The sequence below is a fragment of the Micromonospora sp. DT53 genome, assembly GCF_049841535.1.
Classification (GTDB): Bacteria; Actinomycetota; Actinomycetes; order Mycobacteriales; family Micromonosporaceae; genus Micromonospora.
The window spans coordinates 1-20,857 of sequence record NZ_JBNCKM010000016.1 but is presented as its reverse complement, the minus strand read 5'-3'; the positions used below and the strand labels follow the sequence as shown (position 1 = coordinate 20,857).

Annotated in this window: 13 protein-coding genes; 8 read left to right on the top strand and 5 right to left on the bottom strand. The window is 65.5% G+C overall.

Going from position 1 to position 20,857, the window contains the following annotated elements; translation table 11 throughout:
* Nucleotides 1–144: 144 nt before the first annotated feature.
* A complete protein-coding gene (locus ACLQ3B_RS32960; RefSeq protein ID WP_425784575.1) occupies nucleotides 145–1,176 on the bottom strand; it encodes a hypothetical protein in 1,032 nt (343 codons plus the stop codon).
* A gap of 489 nt (nucleotides 1,177–1,665) precedes the next feature.
* Between ACLQ3B_RS32960 and ACLQ3B_RS32955 the strand changes: the two genes are divergently transcribed.
* The 6 genes from ACLQ3B_RS32955 (at nucleotide 1,666) to ACLQ3B_RS32930 (ending at nucleotide 8,563) form a co-directional block, all read left to right on the top strand.
* Complete coding sequence (locus ACLQ3B_RS32955) at nucleotides 1,666–3,084, top strand: hypothetical protein (protein WP_425784574.1); 1,419 nt, start codon at nucleotides 1,666–1,668, stop codon at nucleotides 3,082–3,084.
* On the top strand, nucleotides 3,068–5,806 hold the full coding sequence (locus ACLQ3B_RS32950; protein WP_425784573.1) for a hypothetical protein: 2,739 nt from the start codon (nucleotides 3,068–3,070) through the stop codon (nucleotides 5,804–5,806). Before ACLQ3B_RS32955 ends, ACLQ3B_RS32950 begins: the two co-directional genes overlap by 17 nt.
* A 99-nt stretch (nucleotides 5,807–5,905) precedes the next feature.
* Nucleotides 5,906–6,172, top strand: a complete 267-nt coding sequence (locus ACLQ3B_RS32945) for a hypothetical protein (protein WP_425784572.1) — start codon at nucleotides 5,906–5,908, stop codon at nucleotides 6,170–6,172.
* Between the two features lie 108 nt (nucleotides 6,173–6,280).
* A complete protein-coding gene (locus ACLQ3B_RS32940; RefSeq protein WP_425784571.1) occupies nucleotides 6,281–6,886 on the top strand; it encodes a DUF6308 family protein in 606 nt (201 codons plus the stop codon).
* Nucleotides 6,887–6,890: 4 nt separating this feature from the next.
* A complete protein-coding gene (locus ACLQ3B_RS32935; RefSeq protein WP_425784570.1) occupies nucleotides 6,891–7,748 on the top strand; it encodes a protein NO VEIN domain-containing protein in 858 nt (285 codons plus the stop codon).
* 257 nt (nucleotides 7,749–8,005) lie between these two features.
* Nucleotides 8,006–8,563: a hypothetical protein gene (locus tag ACLQ3B_RS32930; protein WP_425784569.1), complete on the top strand. Its 558-nt coding sequence runs from the start codon at nucleotides 8,006–8,008 to the stop codon at nucleotides 8,561–8,563.
* Between the two features lie 631 nt (nucleotides 8,564–9,194).
* Here the strand turns inward: ACLQ3B_RS32930 and ACLQ3B_RS32925 are convergent.
* From ACLQ3B_RS32925 to ACLQ3B_RS32915, 3 genes are all read right to left on the bottom strand, one after another.
* Entirely contained in the window at nucleotides 9,195–12,122 is a 2,928-nt protein-coding gene (locus tag ACLQ3B_RS32925; protein WP_425784568.1) for a type I restriction-modification system subunit M, read from the bottom strand.
* A 797-nt stretch (nucleotides 12,123–12,919) separates the two neighbouring features.
* Nucleotides 12,920–14,371, bottom strand: a complete 1,452-nt coding sequence (locus ACLQ3B_RS32920; RefSeq protein WP_425784567.1) for a DUF6883 domain-containing protein — start codon at nucleotides 14,369–14,371, stop codon at nucleotides 12,920–12,922.
* Between the two features lie 807 nt (nucleotides 14,372–15,178).
* Nucleotides 15,179–16,138: an AraC family transcriptional regulator gene (locus ACLQ3B_RS32915; RefSeq protein WP_425784566.1), complete on the bottom strand. Its 960-nt coding sequence runs from the start codon at nucleotides 16,136–16,138 to the stop codon at nucleotides 15,179–15,181.
* Between the two features lie 103 nt (nucleotides 16,139–16,241).
* Between ACLQ3B_RS32915 and ACLQ3B_RS32910 the strand changes: the two genes are divergently transcribed.
* Nucleotides 16,242–17,099, top strand: coding sequence for an NAD(P)H-binding protein (locus tag ACLQ3B_RS32910; RefSeq protein WP_266302938.1), 858 nt, complete (start codon nucleotides 16,242–16,244; stop codon nucleotides 17,097–17,099).
* On the top strand, nucleotides 17,096–17,599 hold the full coding sequence (locus ACLQ3B_RS32905) for a DUF1772 domain-containing protein (protein ID WP_266302937.1): 504 nt from the start codon (nucleotides 17,096–17,098) through the stop codon (nucleotides 17,597–17,599). Before ACLQ3B_RS32910 ends, ACLQ3B_RS32905 begins: the two co-directional genes overlap by 4 nt.
* A 390-nt stretch (nucleotides 17,600–17,989) precedes the next feature.
* Here the strand turns inward: ACLQ3B_RS32905 and ACLQ3B_RS32900 are convergent.
* Nucleotides 17,990–20,857: tetratricopeptide repeat protein (locus ACLQ3B_RS32900; protein ID WP_425784565.1), on the bottom strand; the 2,868-nt coding region annotated here is incomplete at its 5' end.

The following is a 20,857-nucleotide window of genomic DNA, read 5'->3' as shown; positions in this document are numbered from 1 at the left end:
TCGCCGGCGATGGGTGTGCCGACGGTCTGGCGAGGTGTAGTGGTGGCAGGCGGGACGGCTATCGGCTGATCGCCCGAGCCCTGAAGGCACCACAAGACGACGATCGACGGGGCGCCTGTGCGGCTGCAACATTCTCCACTCGCGTCAGCGGCCGCATCGGGCGCGAGCACGGGACGCGTCAGCCGCTCGCTTCTTCCAACGCATTGGGCCGGCGGCTAGCGTGGAACTCGATGGCCGCCAGCTCTGCCGGACTGATCGCCCTGCCTGCGGACTGGCGCCAGCGCCCCGGGCGTCGGACGTAGGGCGCGACAGCGCGCCGAGTGTCAGTTCGAGAAACCAGACGAGAGCACCACCAGCGACTCCGGCGAGGGCACCGGCTAGGAACAGGTCCTGCTGGGCCGCTGCATGTCGGTCGACAAGGTCACCGCTGAGCCGGTACGCGTTGCGCGCGTCGGCGAAGGAGTCAAGCGCGGCACCCCACCGAAGGACACCGGATTCGGGTAGTTCCGGGCTGGCGAAGGTTGGCTGCAGGTCCGATGGCGGGTTAATTAACTGGACCTCGGCCTCGGAGCCCTTGGGGAACTGCGACAGTAGGAGGCCATTCACGGAGAGGACGCGGGGCCAGGGGACGACTGCGGGCAGCGCGTAGATTACTTTCGAGGCAGCAGTGTTGCTGGTGTGCGCCGCTGTTGTGCCGGTCAGGATCTCCTGTCGGAAGGGCGCGGCTCCGTCGAGGACTACCGGGCTGTAGACGCATTCCGAGAGGCTCCCCAGGATGCTGGCGTGGATGCCGTCAAGCAGCGTCCGATGCCACAGCACCTCTTGGCCGTTCTTGTTCTGAAAGTCAACGGCCTCCGCGATACTTCCGCACAAAAAGACGAGTAGGCGTGGAGGTGGGGCGGGCTCCGCGTGCGGATCTCGCTCCTGGTTGAGCACGATCGTCATCCTCGTGTGCCGTACACCGACCGACCCGTCAAACTCGACGTGGACGGAGATCGGGTCTTGTGCGCTGGCCGTCACCGCAGCGATCGCGATCGTTCCAGGATGCTGGATCCGTGGTGCGGGAGCAGACTCGTTCGCGGCCATCCGCCATGCGGCGGTGCCAGTTCCGCTCGCCAGCAGAAGCGCCGCAATCGAGAGTGCACACCTGCGCGAGGCCATCGGGAAAATCGACACAGAACTCAAGGTAACTCTGCCGCACCCGCCGCCTGCGGTGCCGGCCGCTAGCCGGCAAGCGGCCGGCACCAGGTGTGCCGCTAGATAGTCACGAAAGTCGGACTTGCCGGAGTCGGAAAGAATGCATCTCGTTTCGCCAAGCGGGCTACCCTCGCCCGGCCGTCGGCGTGGTCCATGTGAAGCGTTGCGGGTGAGCTTGCTGCAGTCTGCAGCGGTTCCGCCATCTGAGACACCGATCCGACGGGCAACCCCCTGACCAATCCCGTCAGGCTGAGACCTCTTCGGCGGATCCGAAGGAGTCACCGCCGACGTGGTTCTTGCGTTTCTGGTCATCGTGTTCATGAGCTCGGTCGTCACCCTGGCTCTCACCTCGACGCTCGTCCGTGCTTGCGCCGAGTCGGAGCCGGCGGCAGACTGGCGGCTGTGGTGACTGGTCCTGCGTGGTCGTCTTCAGGATCAAGGACTTACGCGGGCCGGTTTCCGCTGTCGGTGGAGCGGTTCACCATGAACGTTGTAGATCGGCTTGTCCCCGGGGTCACGACGGTTACTCTCAACGCCCGCTACTACGCGCTCCACGGCCTGATCTCCGTGGAGGCGCGGAGGCGGGGCCTGGCCCGCGGCGCGGCACAGAGTCTGTTGCGCCGGGCTGAGGTCGTCGTTGGGGCGGTGTCGGCGCGTCACTACCGCGGCGCTGGCTCCGCGCACGAGGCGCTGTCCCGACCACATGGATATGACGAGATCCTGAGGCGGGCGTCCGACGGCGGTGTGGATGTGGCGGAATTGGCCGCGCCGGGTGTCTACGCCAAGCCGAATTGGGGATTTTGGCCGGCGTACCGGGGCTCCGAGGTTCTGCTCCGAATCGTGACCAGAGCCGACGACATTGGTCCCGGTGACCAGATGGATACCGGCGCTGTCGCTCATGGGCTCGGTGACGTGCTCGACCTGGTCGGCAGGCGGACGCTCGACGACGCGACGCTCGACGCGTACGAGTCGCTGTGCGTCTGCCATTCGGCCACTAGCGCGGACGGCGCTTGGCTCGCCCGATTGTTCGCCGCGTCGGACGCCGAGACGCCCGCGACGCGGGCCGGTGTCCGCCGGCAGACGCTGCGCATGATCGCGCGTGTCATTCAGCTGACGGAGGTCCGCCGGGTAACCCGTGACGTGTCCCGGTTTCTGGCATTCGAGCCAGAGGCGATGAGCGACCCGGTGTTGTCCGCATTGGAGCTGTCCGACGAATGGCGTGGCCTCATCCTGCGCAACTACTCCGTTACGGCGTGGCGGAGTCTCTGGGCCTGGCTTGTCAACGGCATCCAAGGGATCACGCCCCGCGCGGAGCTGGCCGCGCATCTCGCGGAATTGCTACCCGACAGCACCGTGGGGGCGTTCCGGGATGGGCTGCCACGAACCATGGACAGCGCGGGACAGCCGGTGCCCGCCGAGCACGATCCGGGGCTGTTGGGCCTGGAGACTCCCGTGCGGGACCTCAGCGTGCTGGCCCTCGGCGCTCGCCGTGTGCGTGAGCTGGCCGGCCGGGAGCTGCACGGCTTCGAGGGACACGAGGCGCAGGATCGCTACGAGGAGCTGGCGCCGCGGTGGTTGGCCGACCAGCTTGACCGATGGCACGACAGGGCGCTGCGCGACTTTGCCCGATGGCTTACCGACACAATGGTCGACCGGTCCCAGCGACTCGCGCTGGCCAAGGCCCGCCTCGATCCCCGGAAGGGCGTTCTCAAGATTCCCACCCGGGTGCATCTACGCGATGACCTCCTGTTCCGCGACTCCGACGAGACTGCGGGTTCCGCCTCTCTTCGGTGGGACCAACTGGCCGGCATCCTCGCCGGCATGGGCCTGCTCGCCCGCACCGACGGCGTGTGGGAGATCGGTGACCGGGGTGACCTCATTGCCTGACCGGGCCTTCGACGTCGACGGCAGTGCCGGCCACCAGAACTCCGGCGACGTCGTGACAGTGCCGTCGCCTCTGCCGTACATCTTCGCCGAGGAGAAACACGCCGATCGGCAGGCCCGTGAGGCGCTCTTCTGCACCTTCAACGCCGATCTAGGCTTCTTCGAGCGGGCCGTGCTGGGCGTTACCCAGGCGACCGGCGCCCGCGTCACGGTCGTCGGCGATCTGCGCATGTCCAAGCCGGACCCGCGCGCCGCCCGAAACGCCGGCACCCGCTACGTACACGGCCTGGCCGTACCCCCAACCGCGGGGAGGGCATTCCACCCCAAGCTCACCGTCATCGTGGGGCCCGCGCGAGCGCTGGTGGCCATCGGTTCGGGCAACCTTTCGGTCGGCGGCTGGCACCTCAACGCCGAGACCTGGACGATCGCCGCAGCGGATCGGGACAGGTGTCCCCGGCTGGTCGTCGACGCAGCGGAATGGCTTCGGAGCGTCGCCCGGCTCTGCGCGATCAGCCCGCCCGCCGCAGACGCGATGGGTCGCACCGCCGCCGCCCTCGAAGCCTTGAGCGGCGGCCATTTCATTGACACAGGTCACCGGCTGGTACACACCTCCAAGGCTCCCATCATCGACCAGCTTCCGGCCACGCCCGTGGAGTGCCTGCGGCTCTACGCGCCGTTCCACGACGCGCGCGCCGAGGCGATCCAGGAGCTGGCGCTGCGTCTGGCCCCGGCACGTGTCACGCTCGCCGTGCAATCCGGGCATCGGACCGTCGTGCAACCCGAGGCGATAGCCCGTGTGATCGGCGACCTCGGCATCGACCTCGAGGTGGTGGAGGACCGGCACCGCTCCTACCGGCACGGCAAGCTCGTCGAAGCTGTCGGCTACGACGGCGCATGCTGGACGCTCACCGGCAGCCCCAACCTGTCCTCGGCAGCTTTGCTCAAGCCTGTCGCCGACGGCGGAAACGTCGAACTCGCCGTGCTTGCCCGACCGTCCACGCCGCTGTTTCCCGGCGGTGTCCCGATCCGCCTCGACGAGGTGCCTGCCGTCCGGATCAGCACGACCAACCACGTCGACACGGCCACCGGGGCCACGCTCCTCGCGGCGACCCGCGCCGTCGGCGGACTGCACCTCACCTTCGCGCACCCCACACCATCCCCGGTACGGATCATGGCTTCCACCCACACCGATTTCGACACCTGGGCCGACGTCGGTGCCGTCCCCGAAGACGCCGTCCAACACCTCATCGCCGGCGTCGATCTGCCTGGCGGATCCCGGGTGCGGACGGCACGGACCGAACACGGTGTCACGCGCGACGGAAACATGGTGTTCGTAACCGATCCCACACGGACCATGTTCCGGGTGAGCGACGAGCCGCGGGGAGGCTCCCAGGGGCCGATCGAGCTCCTCGCCGACGCGCGCCTCGTCGAGCGGTGGCTCCACGGGGTCCGGCAGCTCGCCGCCGCCCGCGCCAGCATCGCCCTACCCGCCGCAGGCGGCACCGGCGAGTCGGAGACAGCTACCGGCACGCCGAGGCTCGACACCGACGCCGAGGACTGGCTGCGCTACAGCGACGACGCTAAAAGCCGGCTCGGCACAGCCATGTTCTACTTCTCCCTCGGCGGGTTCGCGGCCCTCTCCGCCACCAGCACGAGCTACGGCAGCGACGTGCTCCAGCCGACCGACCTCCTCAGTGACGAACGCGCCGCCGGACTCGACGGAGACGACGCGAACACCGTCAACGACGACATCGACCCCTCGACCGGGGAGAACGCCGAGGTCGACAGCCCTGGCAATGCGGACGGCGCGGGCGACCTAGACGACGACACCGACGAGCGAGCGCTGCGCGAGCTGCGACGCATCGGCCACGTCTTAACCCGTGCCGTTCGCAACCACCTCGCCCACATGCCCGCGGTCGACCGTCTGGCTGTCGGGACGCTCGTGCTCGTCGGCGTCGAGCTGGGCGCCTGGGCAACGCCGTACGGCGAACACGGATGGATCAGCGTGCTCGCCAGGGTGGTGGAGACGCTCGACCTGGACGACATCCCACCGGCCATCGAGGCCAACGTCGCGAGCGTGGCTGCCGTCGCTCTCTACCTCATCCGCGACCACCTACCCACGACGGGCCGCCCCGCCGAGTACCTGGGCTACGAGGCAGCCGCCCACCGAGCCGCTCACCTCGTGGTCGCCGCCGACGCCATTCTCGTGGCCGACCACGCGGAGGCCATCAGCAACAGCCGCGGCTTCCCCATCGACCCGGACGACGTCATGCGCACCGTGGCGATGATCGTCGACGACGACCCGATCGCCACCGCCATCGACAGACTGGAGGACCGCCGACCGGCCTGGCGGGTAAGCCGGCACGCCGACACCGCACTCCACGTCGACGGCACCTTCACCAACCCGTTCCCCGCAGCGGCCGAAGCCCTCGACGCCATCGACGGCGCCGATGTCGCTGCCGTGTGGGCCACCAGCGCCAACGGCAGATGGGCTATAGCCGCTCGGGGCGCGGAGGACCTGATACGGGTCGAGCAGCGAGACGGAGCGGTGCAATGGTGGCACTACCGGCTCACTGTGCTCGGCGACGCCACCCGCATCGCCCGGGACAACCAATTTGCCAGCCGCGTGCGCATCCACCACGGCCCGCTCAACAGCCCCTTCCCTGAAGCGCTGACCCTGCTCGGCAACGCCGGCATCGACGTCGCGGCGGGACCACCCGAGTAAGGCGATCGTGGGGGCGCGGGTCCCATTGAAAGGCCAACGCCGACCGGGGCGTGCTCAGCTGCGAAGCCTGAGTCCGAGGGTCCAACTGCCGACCAGGTGGTGGCAGCGTTCGACAAGGCGGGGCGGCCCATGCTCAACGCTCGCGGCAATTCCGGGAATTGCACAGCCCTCGGCTGCACTCACCTGCTCACTACCGACGCGATCTCTGTGTACGTTTTCCCAGACGCGGCAATGGCGCAGAAGTATGCCGATTCGGCGGCGATCGGGGTGCACCAGGCCGGGACGGTGGTGCTCTACTATGCAGCTGCGCGGACGCCTGACAAGGATCAGCCACGCTATGAGAAGGTCCTCGCCGGCCTGCTCTAGACCACGAACGACGACTTGCTTGCTGGGCTTTCGGCCATACGAACGGAGGCAGGGAGGCGGGCGTTCGAACGAATGCTTCGAACCGCAAGGATCCGCTAACGTGCCGGCGTGGACGAGTTCGCACGAGCCCGTGCGGCGACGCTGGATGCTCTCACCGGTGACGCAGCATCGCGTGTCGCTGGCTACTACGACCTGGATGGCAACTTCGCCGGCGGCTCCTTCTTGGCAATCGGCCCGAATGTGCCGACCGAGGTGGCAGCTGCGGATCTATTTGCCGTGACGCTGCTCAACGCCGACGTCGGGGCCGGCGCTGCGCGGCGCGTCCTGGCTGATGAACAGCTTGTCCTAGATCTGCAGGCGGTGCCGACGGACGTTGACCTGGAGGATGCCGACGATGGCGTGCTTGACGCCGCAGCCAGGTTCTACGAGACGCTGCGGCGGCTGTTTGTGGACCCGCGGGCCGTACGGTCGGACCCGTGGGTTGCGCCGGCGAAGTTGGCCGCCCGCAAGCGCCCGCGGCTGCTACCGGTGCGTGATGGGCTAGTCCGCCAGTACCTGGGCATGCAGAGGCCGTACTCCTACCGACGGGACTGGAAGATCTTTCAGCAGCTGATGCGCGACGAGCTGATACGGGGCTTGGTCGGCGACCTGCCTGCCGACGATCCGGCGCTGCGGGTCCTGGACGTAGCGCTGTGGACGCGAGCGAGGCAGTGATCCGATGACGATTCTGCTGAAGCACCAGCCATGGAACGCCGGCGGCGATCCGGATGCAAGCGAACGTGAAATCGAATGGAACATGTGGCAGCGGCGTCTGCTGCCCTTCCAGCAACTTGACGTCGGCACCCGGGTCGTTCTTGTCAGCGGTGGTGGCCCCAGTGCCGGGGTACTGACATGGGAGGTCGAGGTCCTCGATGTAGTCAAGGACCGCTACGACGACCACCATCATGCCGCGCGACTCATCCAAAAGCTCGGCATCTCCAAGACCGCCTTCCTAAGCACGGAATACACCACCAACGCCCCCACCTCCGGGTGGCTCCTTAGCTGGACCTACCGACCCGTCCGGCGGATCATGCAGCCGCGCTCGCCTGAACACCGCATCGGCAGGAACGGCTGGGGTGCGATCGACAAGCTCGTCGTCAGCGGCAATGGCGCCAGCGGGCAAGGCCGACTCGACGATCCACTGCTACGGCGCAAAGTCGAGCTTGCCGCGATGGCTTTGGTGCGTCAGTGGCTCATCGACCAGGGGCACAGCCGCCGCAGCATCCGGAATACATCGGCATACCACCCGTACGACTACGAGGTCGGTCCGGAGCAGGCTCCGAAGCTCCGGGTTGAGGTCAAAGGCACCTTGGGTGGCCCAGGTCCCGTCTTCGTCACCGCCGGTGAAGTACGTGCCGCCCGTGAAGACGGCATCCGCACGGTCCTGGCTATCACTCACGACCTTGAACTGACCCTGCGGGCCGACGGGACCTGGACCGTTCACGGCGGGCACCTCTGGCTCGATGATCCTTGGATGCCTAGCGATGACGCGCTTCAGGCAACGCAATTCAGGTACGAGCCCGACTACAACCCGTAGCTCGCACACCCACGCGGCGGGCCTGCGGTATGGGATGTTCACCTCGGGGTTGCCGCCGTAGGCGCCATGACCGGTTGTCTTGCGAGTCCTCGGTCGGCGCCTTAGGTGCCGGTCCTCAAAACAACAGAAGCGCGTCGCTGAACTGCCTGTAGGACCGCCGGGTGCACCGGCGAGGCGGCTGACTTCTGTTGGCTGGCGGCGCGCATACCAGCGCCAGTACTTCCAAGTCCTGTATGCATGCCGCTACTCTCGGCGAGGTGAGTCTGGAAGACGCAATCAACGCCGCCCATCGTCAGGCCGAAGCCAACGACGCTCTCGTCCGCCAACGGGCCGAGAAGGAGCAACGCGACCGCGCCGAGGTCGCCGCGATGTGTAAGGAAGCCGCAGACCGGCTCAGCGACATCGGCTACGAGGAGTTCGTTCGAGTTGAGTACAGGCCGCTCGGGCTCCACCGGCCCTACCAGGACGCGGACGGCAACCGTTACCGGGTGGTGTCCCGCCGGGCATGCTGGGTCGTGGTTCATGTAGATGGACGCCGGCACAAGGAAGCGGACGCACCGATGCTGGCGTCACCGGTGTTGCTCCTTGACGACGGCACACTCGGCCGCTTCTGGCCCGTCCCTGATGGCCTCCAAGCCAGCAGCCAGCAGAGCGACTGCCACGAGTACGTGTCGAGCATCGACCTCGATCCCGTGGAGGACGACTCAGCGATGACGATGACCCTCGATCAGGGCATCAGCTACGTGGAAGCGGTGAAGCAGCGCTTGGTGAGCGCGGTCGTGGCGTACGAGCGCCAGGCAAGGCAGCGGTCGTAATCACATCCCGAGTACCGGCAACCCCCAGCGATTCCGCCCCAAAGAGCGCCAGTTGTACACAGGTTCACGAAGCCCAAGAGGTCAACAACGCAGCTAGACTTGCGCGAGCTTCAGAGTCGCGCTGAGCGTCATCGGCGGTGGGGCAATGGGCCGTGTCCCCCCACCGACACGACCCCCCATGCCTGCGGCCAGCGTGTAGCAAATGGGTAGGGGGCGCACTGCTCCCTTGGTGACGGGCGTCTAGCTGATGGGGGAGCAGGACGCGGTGGACTGGCGACGCCCCTGTCGGCCCCCCGTTTACCCCCCGAAAACCCTCGCCCATGGTTGACAACCAGTGACAAGTGACATCATTGCCTGATCACGTCTGCGCAGCTCAATGTGTACTTCTGATAGTCAATGACATGGGCAGGATGGCTACGGATTGTAACAAGGGGTTTTGACAAGCAATGACAAGCAATGACAAGCCTTGAACGAGGCTCGACAAGAGGTTCTCGTGGGCTCAAAACTCCACGTTCCCAGTACGCACTGGTCCTAAGACGAGGGAAGGCGCATTTGGCGGACCTGAGGCGTGCACCGAGCGCGTTGATGGGGGCGGTTACGCCTCATCGCACCCGCCCTATGCCTAAGTCCATCAAGGGTTCATCCATGAGTACAAAGCCGCGAAGACTTCCGTGCTTTCCAGTTCATGCCCTCTATCCAAACTCTTGAGCAGAGCCGTCGATCGACTAAGTCGATCAGGGTAGTAGAGCTCCGGAGTGAGGCAGGAGGGGCAGTCCTCCAGGACGCAGAAGGGGGCTAGGGGAAACCTATCTCCATTTTCGCTTACTACGTAAAGTCGATGGTCACCCACGGGTTGTGAGGCGTCGAACTCTAGCGGCTCGAAGTCCGGGTGATCTCCCATGATCGCAAGGGCTGAGACTCGGAACTTGTCGGACTCTGGCACCCAGCTCAATCGCGTCGGGTAAACCCATTTAGCTTTAGCGAGGAACGAGCTTGCAGAGAGACCCCTGAACATTAGCTGTTCGATATTGTTGAGACTCTTCTCAATCTCTGCCTGAGTGCGAGGGCCTGCCCCATGTCTAACCTTATTCCTCAAAGAGACAAGCGATTCGAGATCTGAAATAAGACCCTTTCCTCCTTTTTGAGTGGCTGTCGCTTGTGCCAAGCCAGCGGCTTCATCGCCGCCCTTCCTCGCGAAGTTTCCAGCCGCTCTAATTACTCCGAGCCAGTGGCCGAGGGACACGCCACCCCGTTCTACTGATTCTGACCAGCTCGTGACCTCGCTCAGATCCTGCCATCCCCTGTCTGCTGCGAGCGATAGCGAAACGATACCGAGGGACAAAATAAGTGATTCGACGCACTGGATTGCGCTCTCGTGGCGCTCCTGAAGGGAACTGCTGTGCCGAAAGCGCCGTACAGCCCGAGCGATGGCGTAGGGATACGCGTCCTGGAAGGCCTGGTAAGGATGCTTCTGTTTGCGCAGGTTCTGCGCCGTCAGTGCGCTCAGTTCTGCGGCAGCATCTAGCCGGAGCCGTCGCTCACTGCTCGTACAGTTATCGAACACCTTTACCCGAGATTCGTCTAGCATGGATAGAATTTGGCGAGCTTCCTTCACCCCCTCCTTCACCTTGAGCATGGCAGAGGTGATGGAAATATGACTTCCATCGCAAGGCGGGATCAAAATATCGGCTAGTCCACCCGACCGAATTCTAGGAACAACATCGTAGCGGGGGAACTGGCTCTCCGCTTGATTGCTTGAAAGGTACTCGACCAGGTACTCAGGGGGGAATGCGTGGCCCGTCGGCCTAATCACAACCAACCCTTGTCCGGCTTGGACCCCTTCATAAGTTTCGGGAAGTACTGTCCAATGCCGAGATTCGCCTAAATCCCGGCCGACGATGTCGCCGCTACTTAGACGTCGCTTTGGTTCTCGTCCTGTCTTCCGGACAGGAAGTTGTCCTACCTCCGGCAACACTGCGGTCAGGAGCGAGGGGTGAAGTACCCGCACCTCCTTTGGCACTGCTTCTTGGCGCTCCGTTCTATCCAGGTCGGAAGCCGGAACCCACCCCTTGAATACCTCTGCGAAGTCTCCTAGCCGCAATGCTTTTTCTTCGAGGAGCCGTTGCTGTTCCCTGCTCTCTCTATAGCGCTGGAGGCTGAGGTCATAGTCGTTGGCGACGATGTTGTGCTTCTCCACCAAAAAACTCTGGTCGGTCCGATTGCGCTTACGCTCGCTGTTATCGCGTTCTTTCCATCGGGCCACAAGGTCCGGAAGGTTGCTCATGTCATGCTCGGTCGCTGTCAGTTTCGTGATAGGAGTGGGGCCGAGTTTGTCCCAGCTCAACAGGGGAGTCTGCTTCCCGTCCAAGCTCCAACCGTCGGCCGTGACTTCGTAGAACCACACAAGGTCAGTTCCACCGCTGTTGGTTTTCGTAAAAAGCAATATCGCTGCCGGTACTCCCAGGTGGTGCGTGAACGTGCCTTTGGGTAGCTTTACGACTCCGTCGAGCCTGTGCTCCTCAACCAGGATCCGACGTATTTCCTTGTGCGCCTTGCTTGAACCGAAGAGGACCCCGTCCGGCACGATGACAGCAGCGCGACCGCCAGGCTTTAGTAGCCGGATAGTGAGAGCCACGAAGAGTAGTTCGATCTTTTTGGTCTTGACCAGTCGCTGCAGGTCCCTGGAGGTGCTGTCAGTGTCAATGCTTCCGGCGAATGGCGGATTGGCCATGACCAGGGAGTATTTTTCCGACTCGCTGACGTTCTCGGCCAGTGAGTCGCGGTAGCGAATGTCCGGGTTCTCGACGCCGTGCAGCAGCATGTTCATGCTGCCGATGCGCAGCATGGTGTTGTCGAAGTCGAAGCCGTGGAACATGCCTTCGTGAAAGTGCTTTTGCTGGACGGTGTCCGAAAGCGCGTCGGGATGGGTCCGGCGGACGTACTCCCCAGCCTCAACTAGGAAGCCGGCGGTGCCGCACGCCGGGTCGCAAATCTCGTCGGTGGGCGTCGGGGCCATCATCTCAACTACTGACTGGATGATGTGTTGAGGGGTTCGGAACTGGCCGTTGTGGCCAGCCGTGGCGATCTTGCTGAGTGCATACTCGTAGAGCTCGCCCATGGTGTCCCGGTCGTCCATCCGGAGGCCATCAAGCATGTCAACAACTCGGGAAAGCAGGGCCGGGTTGGGGATTGTGAATCGGGCGTCCTTCATGTGGTGCGAGTAGGTCGACTCGTCGCCGCCCAGCGTCCTCAGGAAGGGGAAGACCCGCTCGCTGACGATCTTGAACATCTCGCTCGGCGCTGCATGCGCGAACCGCGACCAGCGCAGGTCGTCGTACTTGCATCCCTGGTCGTCGCAACTCTCAGGGAAAATGTGGCGTTCCATTGGCTCGCCGGTTCGGATCGCTTTCTTCTCTTCGAGGGTGTGTAGGTCGTCCAGCCGCTTGATGAAGAGCAGGTAGGTGATCTGCTCGATGACCTCCAGCGGGTTGGAGATCCCACCCGACCAGAAAGCGTCCCAGAGGCGGTCGATTTTACTCTTCAGTTCACCGGTGATCACTTAGCTTCTGTCCTCATGCGGTCGGCCGTGTCGAGTTGACTTTCGTAGGCTAGTGCGGGGTGATTGACTACGGCATGGGGCGTTGAGATGATTCCGCGGACCGACAGGCGCTCGGCCAGCGCCAGGACCGCTTGGCGTCCCGGTCCGATGAGATGACGGTTGGACCGGTCGATAGTTCGAGCCACGAGGGAGCTACTCCGAGTTCTACCTGGTGTGGCACCTCGAGCCGGCTCTGGCACCGATCGCATTCCCCGAGCGGACGCCCAACGCCATAAGGGATTGAGCCTTTTTCATCCTCGGTGGGTCGGGTTTTAACGCGATGTAGGACGAGGGTGGCCTGCACGGTCGGGGTCGCCCGGTGCGGGCTGCAGCGCAGCCTGGTCGGTACTTTCCAGGTCGCCCGGCGGTGGTCTGGGCTGTTCGACGAGCTGAGGGACATGATCGGGGCGCGTTTGGCCAGCCCGAGCCAGGGCGTCGGGTCCGGGATTCGTGGTTGCTGGCGCCGCTGGCGACCAGAAGCTGCTGGACGATCGCGGAGCACGCAGGTGACGACGGTCCGGACGGGAGGCAGGACCTGATTGGTCGGGCCAGCTGGGACAACGCCGAGGTCCGTGTTGACGTGTGGGACTTCGTCGCGGCTCGTCTCGGGCACCCCGACGGTGTCCTGCTGATCGACGAGACCGGAGACCCGGCTGTCGGCGGCCGGCGGTCTCATCTTGGGCTCACCTGGCCCAGGGAGGTGTCGACGGCGACACCCACTTGACGGTGACCGCTGCGCTGCGGCAAGAGCCGGGGCGTCAATCGAGGGCGTGGGTGACGGCGCAGTCGTGGCCGGCGGCCTGTAGCACCGTCGCGAACCCGTTCGCCCAGGCCAGGGCCGGCTCGTGGAAGGCGCTCGGCGCGGTGACCTGCGTGATGCCACCGTCGCCGCGGTGGGCATGACCTTGCGCGAGTAGCCAGGCCGCGAAGGCGGACCCGGCGGGCAGGTTTACCCATGCGTAGCCAGCAGCGCCTTCGGTAATGATGACGTTAGGAGCTTGCCCGCCGGTGATGACGACCGGGGTGGGCCGGCAGTCGCGGCGGGCCTGCCCAGCCACGGCATGGGCGATGGCATAGATGCCGGGGAGGTCGCCGGTAGCCGAGGTGATGTGCTCGCCGTCCGCTGGCGGCGGTTCGTCGGCTGTGCCGGGCTCGGGCGTGCGTTTCTTGCCGGGGGTGACGGTGACGAGTTGGACCGGGCTGTCGTCCTCGGCCTTCCACGCGGCAGTGACCATGGCGGTGCGGCCGTTGGGCCCGATGACCGGGCCGGTTGTCTCGAACCGCAGGTGCTGGCGTTCACCGTGGGCGGGCACGTCACGGAACTTGGCGGGGGCGCTGGCGTGCAGCCCCGAGATCAGTTGGATGGCGAGCAACCGCCAGTCGCCCTGACCGATGCCCAGCGCCTGGGCGAAAAAGCGGGCCTTGGGCGCACCGTCGCGGGATGTGGGGTCCAGGGCATAGCGGCGGAGTTTCGGTTCTAGGTCGGCCACGGTGGGATGGCGGCGGCCGACAGCGAACGCCAGGGGCCGCTCGGCGTCGGTGTATTGGCGCACCATGTCGATCAACGTCTCCTGGTAGGTACCCGGCGACTCGGCGGGATGGTCAGGGCCCGGTGCCCAGCGGATGCTGGCCTCGGCTCCGGTCAACGGGTGCGGGCCGGGGCCGAACCCGTCAACGGGCAGGCCGGTGAACATTTCGCGCGGGTCGATATGGTCGTTAGGGTTCGGGTCGTAGACCCAGCCGTTCGCGTACGACCACCCGTCGATGAGGTCGAAGAGCCGGTGGTGCAGCGCGTGGGCCGGGTTGACGGTGACCAGGCCGACGTACCACGGCTGCGGGGTCAGAGCGTCGTGCAGCCGGTCGCAGGTCGCGGCGGGTAGCGCCGACAGGACGCCGACGTAGATGGCCCCGTAGTTGAAGCCGAGCTGCCACGGAATCCCTTCGGTGGGCAAAGCCCAGCGGGCATCGGCGTCGGCGACCAGTTGGGCTGCGCTCGACCACAGCAGCGACGGGTCCACTTCTAGGGTAAAGGTGGCGGCGTCGACCGATGTTGGGCGCCGCGCCGGCAGGTCCAGCGTTCCCCACCAGGTGGCGAACCGGCAGGCCCGGTCGTCGTCGGCGGCCAGGATCGCGGCGAGGATCTTGCGTTTGACGGTCATCCCGTAGTGGGCGCCCAGCGACTGGACCTCAGTGTTGACGAGCACGGCCACCGGGCGGGCGGCGACGGCATCCGGCTGAGGGTCCACCAGATGAGTATCGACCGCTAACCATAGATCGTCTAACCGATTCGGTCTCTATGCGGGGGCGCGAGGGCACCGTCGCCGCGTGACGGTGTGGCGGGGCCAGCAGGGCAGGCGGCTGGCTAGTTCGAGCGGCTCATCGCAGACGCGCCGACACAGGCTGGCCGGGCCGCCCACTGACGGCCGCCATCAGGACCGGCAGCGCAGCGAGTCCCGGCGGTCGAATGGCCACCGGGACTCGTGGAGTCGTCAGTCGACGAGGTAGTGAGGGGGTACTTCGTTCCCTTGGTGACGGGAGGCCCCGACGGTAGGGCGCGCCGGGCACGGTCGGATCTGGCGACGTCCTGTCGGCCTGCCCCCGTTTACCCCCCGAAAACCCCCACCTGAAGTTGACAACCAGTGACAAGGGGCGATCAGTCTCTGACCGTGTCTGTGCAGCTCAACACTCATTTTTGACAGCCAATGACAAGGTCGAAATAGCTACGGATGGTAACAAGGGGTTTTGACAAGCAATGACAAGCCTTGACAGAGGAGGCTTGACATGGGGTCTTCGTGGGTTCAATTCTCCTCGTTCCTCACGAGCACCTAGCCCCTTGAAACGGAGGTTGCGTCGGTCGAGGAGGTTACTACGAACGAACCCGACTACTGCTCGCGGTTCCATTGCGCGGGGTCGGTCTTACGGCGTAGGAGATCGATCATCGCGCGAGCCGCGTGGTCAGTTTGACCGGAGAACAGTCCACGATGAGGAACGGATGCCCACGGTCAGTCTCGGCACGGTCATCCCACTGGTGTGAGGTCAGGCGACCCGATGGCCTGCCGGTGTTCGGCCGGGCTGAGACCGCGTACCCGTTTGAAGGCCGCGCTGAGTGCGAATGAGCTGCCGTAGCCGACCTGGCGGGCCACCGCGCCGACGGTGGCGTCCGGTTCGCGTAACAGATCGGCGGCCAGCGTGAGCCGCCAGTTGGTGAGGTACGCCATCGGAGGCTCGCCGACCAGTTCGGTGAACCGGCGGGCCAGCACCGCCCGCGAGATACCGGTGCCGGCCGCGAGGGTGGCCACCGTCCAGGGCTTTGCCGGCTGGTCGTGCAGCAGCCGCAACGCCCTGCCGACCACCGGATCGGCGTGCGCTCGGTACCAAGCGGGCGCCGCCGCCTCCGGCCGGGAGAACCAGGCCCGGAGTACGGCGATGAGCAGTAGGTCGAGCAGTCGGTCCAGGACCACCTCCTGCCCCGGCTCGTCCTTGGTCATCTCGTCGCTGAGCAACGGGATGAGCGGGCTGTCCAGTGCTCCGGCCGGCAGCACCAGGAGGTGGGGCAGGACCCTCAGGAGCCGTTGGCTGACCTCGTCCTGCAACTGGTACGTGCCACTGAGCAGCACCGCGGTTCCGTCAGCGCGTTCGCCCCAGGTCCGGATACCCAAGTCCATCACTTCGCACAACTCGTCCCCGGTGGGCGTGGTGCTCTGCTCTCCGGGATGGATCACTGCCTGCGGCGCCGTGGCCGGGTCGTCGGCGATCGTGTATGGCTCCGGGCCACGGATGATCGCGACATCGCCGGGTTGCAGCGGCACCGGAGCACCCCGGTCCGGCACCACCCACGCCGTGCCGCGCAGCATGGTGACCAGGGTGAGGGGCGCGCGATCCTGGATCCGTACCGACCAGGGCGGGTCGAACACCGACCGCATCAGGAACGCGCCGCGCGCCCTCGGCCCGTCCAGCAGCCCCGCGAACGCATCCATGCGCAGAGGTTAGCCCCGTGACGTCGGCGGTCGAGACGCCGGGACATGCGATCGAGAGTCTCGCCCATTCCCGGCGCGCTCGCCCTCGACTTGACTGGTTGGCATGACGAAGAACGTTGATGAGCAGCCAATCCTCGTACTGGGCGGCACCGGCAAGACCGGCCGCCGGGTGGTGGACCGACTCGCCAAACTCGGCCGGCCGGTGCGGGTCGGCTCCCGCGCCGGCGAGCCGCCGTTCGACTGGACCGACCAGCGCACCTGGGCACCCGTACTGGACGGGGTTTCGTCGGTCTACCTGGTGTACTACCCGGATCTGGTCGCGCCGGACGCCCTCGCGACGATCCGCTCGTTCACCGAACAGGCGGTGTCCGGCGGGATCGAACGGTTGGTTCTGCTGTCCGGCCGGGGCGAGGAGGAGGCCAAACTCAGCGAGCGGGTGGTCCAGGACTCCGGAGTGGACTGGACGATAGTGCGGGCGAGCTGGTTCAGCCAGAACTTCAGCGAGGACTTCCTGACCGACTCGATTCGCGGCGGCGAGGTCATCCTCCCGGCCGGGAACGTGCCGGAGCCGTTCGTCGACGCCGACGACATCGCTGACATCGTGGTCGCGGCGCTGACCGAGGACGGGCACGCGGGGCAGCTCTACGAGGTGACCGGCCCGCGGCTTCTCACCTTCGCCGAGGCGACGTCGGAGATCGGCAACGCGCTCGGGCGGGAGATCCGCTACCGATCGGTTTCGCCGGAGGAGTACGCCGCCGTGATGGCCGGGTACGACGTGCCGGCGGAGCTCGCGGCGGTGCTGACCGAGCTGTTCGGCAAGGTGTTGGACGGCCGCAACGCACAGCTCGCCGATGGTGTGCAACGGGCGTTGGGCCGCAGGCCGCGCGACTTCACCGACTATGCCCGGGACGCCGCCGCCGCCGGTGCATGGGACACGTCACCCGGTGGAGACTGGGCATGAACGCCACCCTGGCTGCCTGTTCGGCGGCGGTGACCCTAGTGGTGACGGGTGCGATCACCGGTGTGTACTACGCCTTTTCGGTGGCGGTGATGCCCGGTCTGAACGCCGCCGACGCTGGCACCGCGATCCGGGCCATGACGAGCATCAACCAGAGGATCCAGAATCCGCTGTTCTTCGTCACGTTCTTCGGCCCGCTCGTCGCCGCCACGTTGACCGGTGTGTTCCTGTTGATCCTCGGGAAGCGGTCTGCGGGTGTGCTGCTCCTGGTGGCCGCGGGGGTGTACCTGGTGGGCGCGTTCATCCCGACGGTGGTCGTTAACGTGCCGTCGAACGAGACGCTCGACGCCGCAGGCGTGCCGACCGATCCTGCGGAGGCGGTCCGGGTGTGGGCTTCCTACTCGTCCGCCTGGACGTGGTGGAACTCGGTACGGGCCGGTGCCAGCCTGATCAGCCTGTTGCTGGCTGGTCTCGGGGTCTACCTCTCGGGCACGTCCCGATGACGTCGCCGTTCGGTGCGGGCAGGGTGGCCAGTTCCGGGCACCCGGGGGTGTCCCTATGGGTTTCATCAAGGGGGTCACCACTGTGCGTCTAGCTACCCGACGCTGGCCGGTGGCCGAATCGCCGGCGACCAGTTCAACGCCAGGCGGGAGCGGCAGGCCGCCCTGAACGGCCTCAGGCTGCGCCCAACGACATCGAACGTCTCTCAGCTGCACCCACCCCTAGCTGCGGCCCCACGTGTCCATACGCCAGAGGGGGTGCAGCGTCCTGGGCAAGTACGAAGGTGTCATTAGGTGTGGATCAAAGTGCTCTCAGGCAAGTGGTCGACATGAAGGCATCATGTCAGGGGCCGAGTGGCTGGTCACGTCGCAGTTGCCGCCGCCCGGGACGGGTCACCTGCGCTCTCTGTCCTCCCATCGGCGCTGATTGGGTGCGTGGCCGACTGGCCCAGTGCTGATCGCGAGGTTTCCTGGTCGGATTACTACATCGCCGGTCGGGCCTGATGTGATTTGGCCTAGGCCTGCCTGAAGGTCGGCCTCGAAGCCTGGCAGTTTGAGCCGGATGAGCGAGGGCAGCAGCACGGCGACGGCGACGAGCCCCACAAGGATGGGCGTAATTGTGGTGATCATGACGACGGTGACGCGGTTCGAGAGGAAGAACGCGGTCCACATCACGGCGAGTAGACCCAGCGCGACCGTGGCTACGGTGGCTGTACCGAGGGCGGCGGTGCGGGCGGTTCGGTTCTCCCGTTCGAGCAGCTGGACTACACGCTGGGCATCCACGTGGCCTTCATCGATCTTTAGACAGCGGCGTAGGTGTTGCAGTGCTTGACGTCGTGAGCGTGCGTCGCCGACACCACCAACGGACGAAGTCCCACCGAGCCGAGCCTTGCATACGGCCGCGACGTAGTGCGGGTCGGGCTCGCTGGTCGGAACACTCTTGATCGACTCGATCGCTTCTGCGTACGCTTCGGCGAAAATGTCGTCATTCTGCATAGTGTCGGCCTGGTGGAAGAGTAGACGGGCTAAGGCTAGGTGCAATCGCCATGGCATGGTGGCCCTGCGTAAGCCCTCCCGCAACACGTCCTCCGCTTCCCGTGGCTGCCTCACGGCGGCAAGGGACTCGGCCAGGCCAAGTGTCGCTTCCTGCATTGACGGGTCCACTCGAAGTACGCCCCGGAAAAGGCGGGCCGCCTCCTGCGGCTCCTCCGTGAGTAGGCGCAGGTGGCCAAGCTCGATCTGTGCGGGAGCGTTGTATGGGTCCTGCGCGATTGCGAGGCGCAGGTGTGACTCTGCCTCGTCGTATCGGCCAAGCTGCGTATACAGCGCCGCGAGGTCCGTGTGGCTACCCTTATACGGGTCTATTTCTAGCGCCTTCGTCAGGTGGTACTCCGCAGCGGGCAGCCGGCCGAACTGGTAATCAAGCACGCCTAGACACACCAGCACGGTGGCGTCCTGCTGCTCGCCGAGCAATTCGAGGCAGATCTGCTCCGCCTGATTCCACTGGACACGTTCATCCTGCCGTACGAGCGCCCATGCCCTTGCCAGCTGGTGTTCGGGGTATTGAGGCACTAGCGCGGCCGCCCGTGCAAAATGTTCCTCGGCGGCCACATAGTCGCCGCAGGTGAAGTCGACCCACCCGAGCCCAGCTATCGACGCCGCGCGTTCCTCATCCGACTGGGCCGTGCGCTCCAGACGGGCGAACGTTGTTCGAGATGTGGGCAACCTCTCTGAGTCGTGTTGGATCCGCGCCAGCTCCATCTCGAGGTCGCGTAGGTGGGGGTGTTGACGTACTCGCGGGGCGATCAGCCGCTCGGCCTCGGCGTAGCTATGCAAGGTCCGTAGTGCGGTCGACTGTCGCACCATTACGCGGGGGTCAGACGGGCTGCGACGTCCAGCCTCCTCGTAGCAGGCGAGGGCCTCCCGCGTCTGAAGTCGGTCCTCAAAGACCCTCCCGAGAATAATGTGCAGCGATTCAACCGTTGGCAACAGCATCATGGCCTTGCGCACGCAGAGCTCAGCGTCGGCGTGGCGAAGCAGTCGCTGAAGTGCGGCCACCCTCCGTTCGACTACCTGCACATGACCGGGATCCATAGCCAGGACGCGGTCAAACACGGCAAGAGCTTTCTGATGGTCGTTGCGGGCCGCGTGTACCTGACCGAACTCACTGAGCACATCCAAACTGTCAGGACGCAAGTTGACCGCCGCTCGAGCGGTCATCAACGCGCCTGAGAGATTGTGCGACAGTCGCAGCATCCGGATTTGCGCCGCGAGCGCCGTCTCATTTTGCGGGTCGAGGGCAAGGGCATCCTGTATGGCTCCGAGGGCCGACTGGTACCTGCCCCTGTCCTCGAAAGCGCTTGCCAATTCCAGTCGCAGGGCTAGCGAGTCGGGTCGTTGTTTGATTGCTTGGCGGGCGGCTTGCTCGGCTTCGTCGAGGTGTCGCAGCTGTCGGAGCTGGGTGATGCGCCAGACCAGGGCCCATTCGTGTTTCGGATCGATGGTGAGTGCTTGCTCGACGGCTGCGAGGGCTCGCTTGTAATCGTGCTGGTCGTCGTGGACATAGCTGAGTTGCAGGTATAGGGCGGGCGCGTGAGTCCTCTTCTCAATCGACTCGCGGGCGGCTTGCTCGGCCTCGTCAAGGCGCCGCAACCGTCGAAGTTGACCAACCCACCGGCCTAAAGCCCATTCGTTCTTGGTATCGATCATGAGTGCTTGCTCGACGGCTGCCAGGGCACGCTCGTAGTCGTGCTGGTCGTTGTGCACGGAGCTGAGTTCTACTCGCAAGGCTGGTGACTCGGGTCGTTGGTCGATGGCGTGGTGGGCGGCTTGCTCGGCTTCGTCGTGGCGTCGTAGCTGTCGGAGTTGGGTGATGCGCCAGACCAGGGCCCATTCGTGTTTTGGGTCGATGGTGAGGGCTTGCTCGGTGGCTGCGAGGGCGCGTTGGTAGTCGTGTTGGTCGTCGTACAGGTAGCAGAGTTGAAGGTGGAGGTCCGGTGACTCGGGTCGTTGGTCGATGGCGTGGCGGGCGGCTTGCTCGGCTTCGTCGTGGCGTCGTAGCTGTCGGAGTTGGGTGATGCGCCAGACCAGGGCCCATTCGTGTTTTGGGTCGATGGTGAGGGCTTGCTCGGCGGCGGCCAGGGCGCGCTCGTGCTGGTCGTCGTACAGGTAGCAAAGTAAAAGATGGAGGTCCGGTGAGTCGGGTCGTTGGTTGATGGCGTGGTGGGCGGCTTGCTCGGCTTCGTCGTGGCGTCGTAGCTG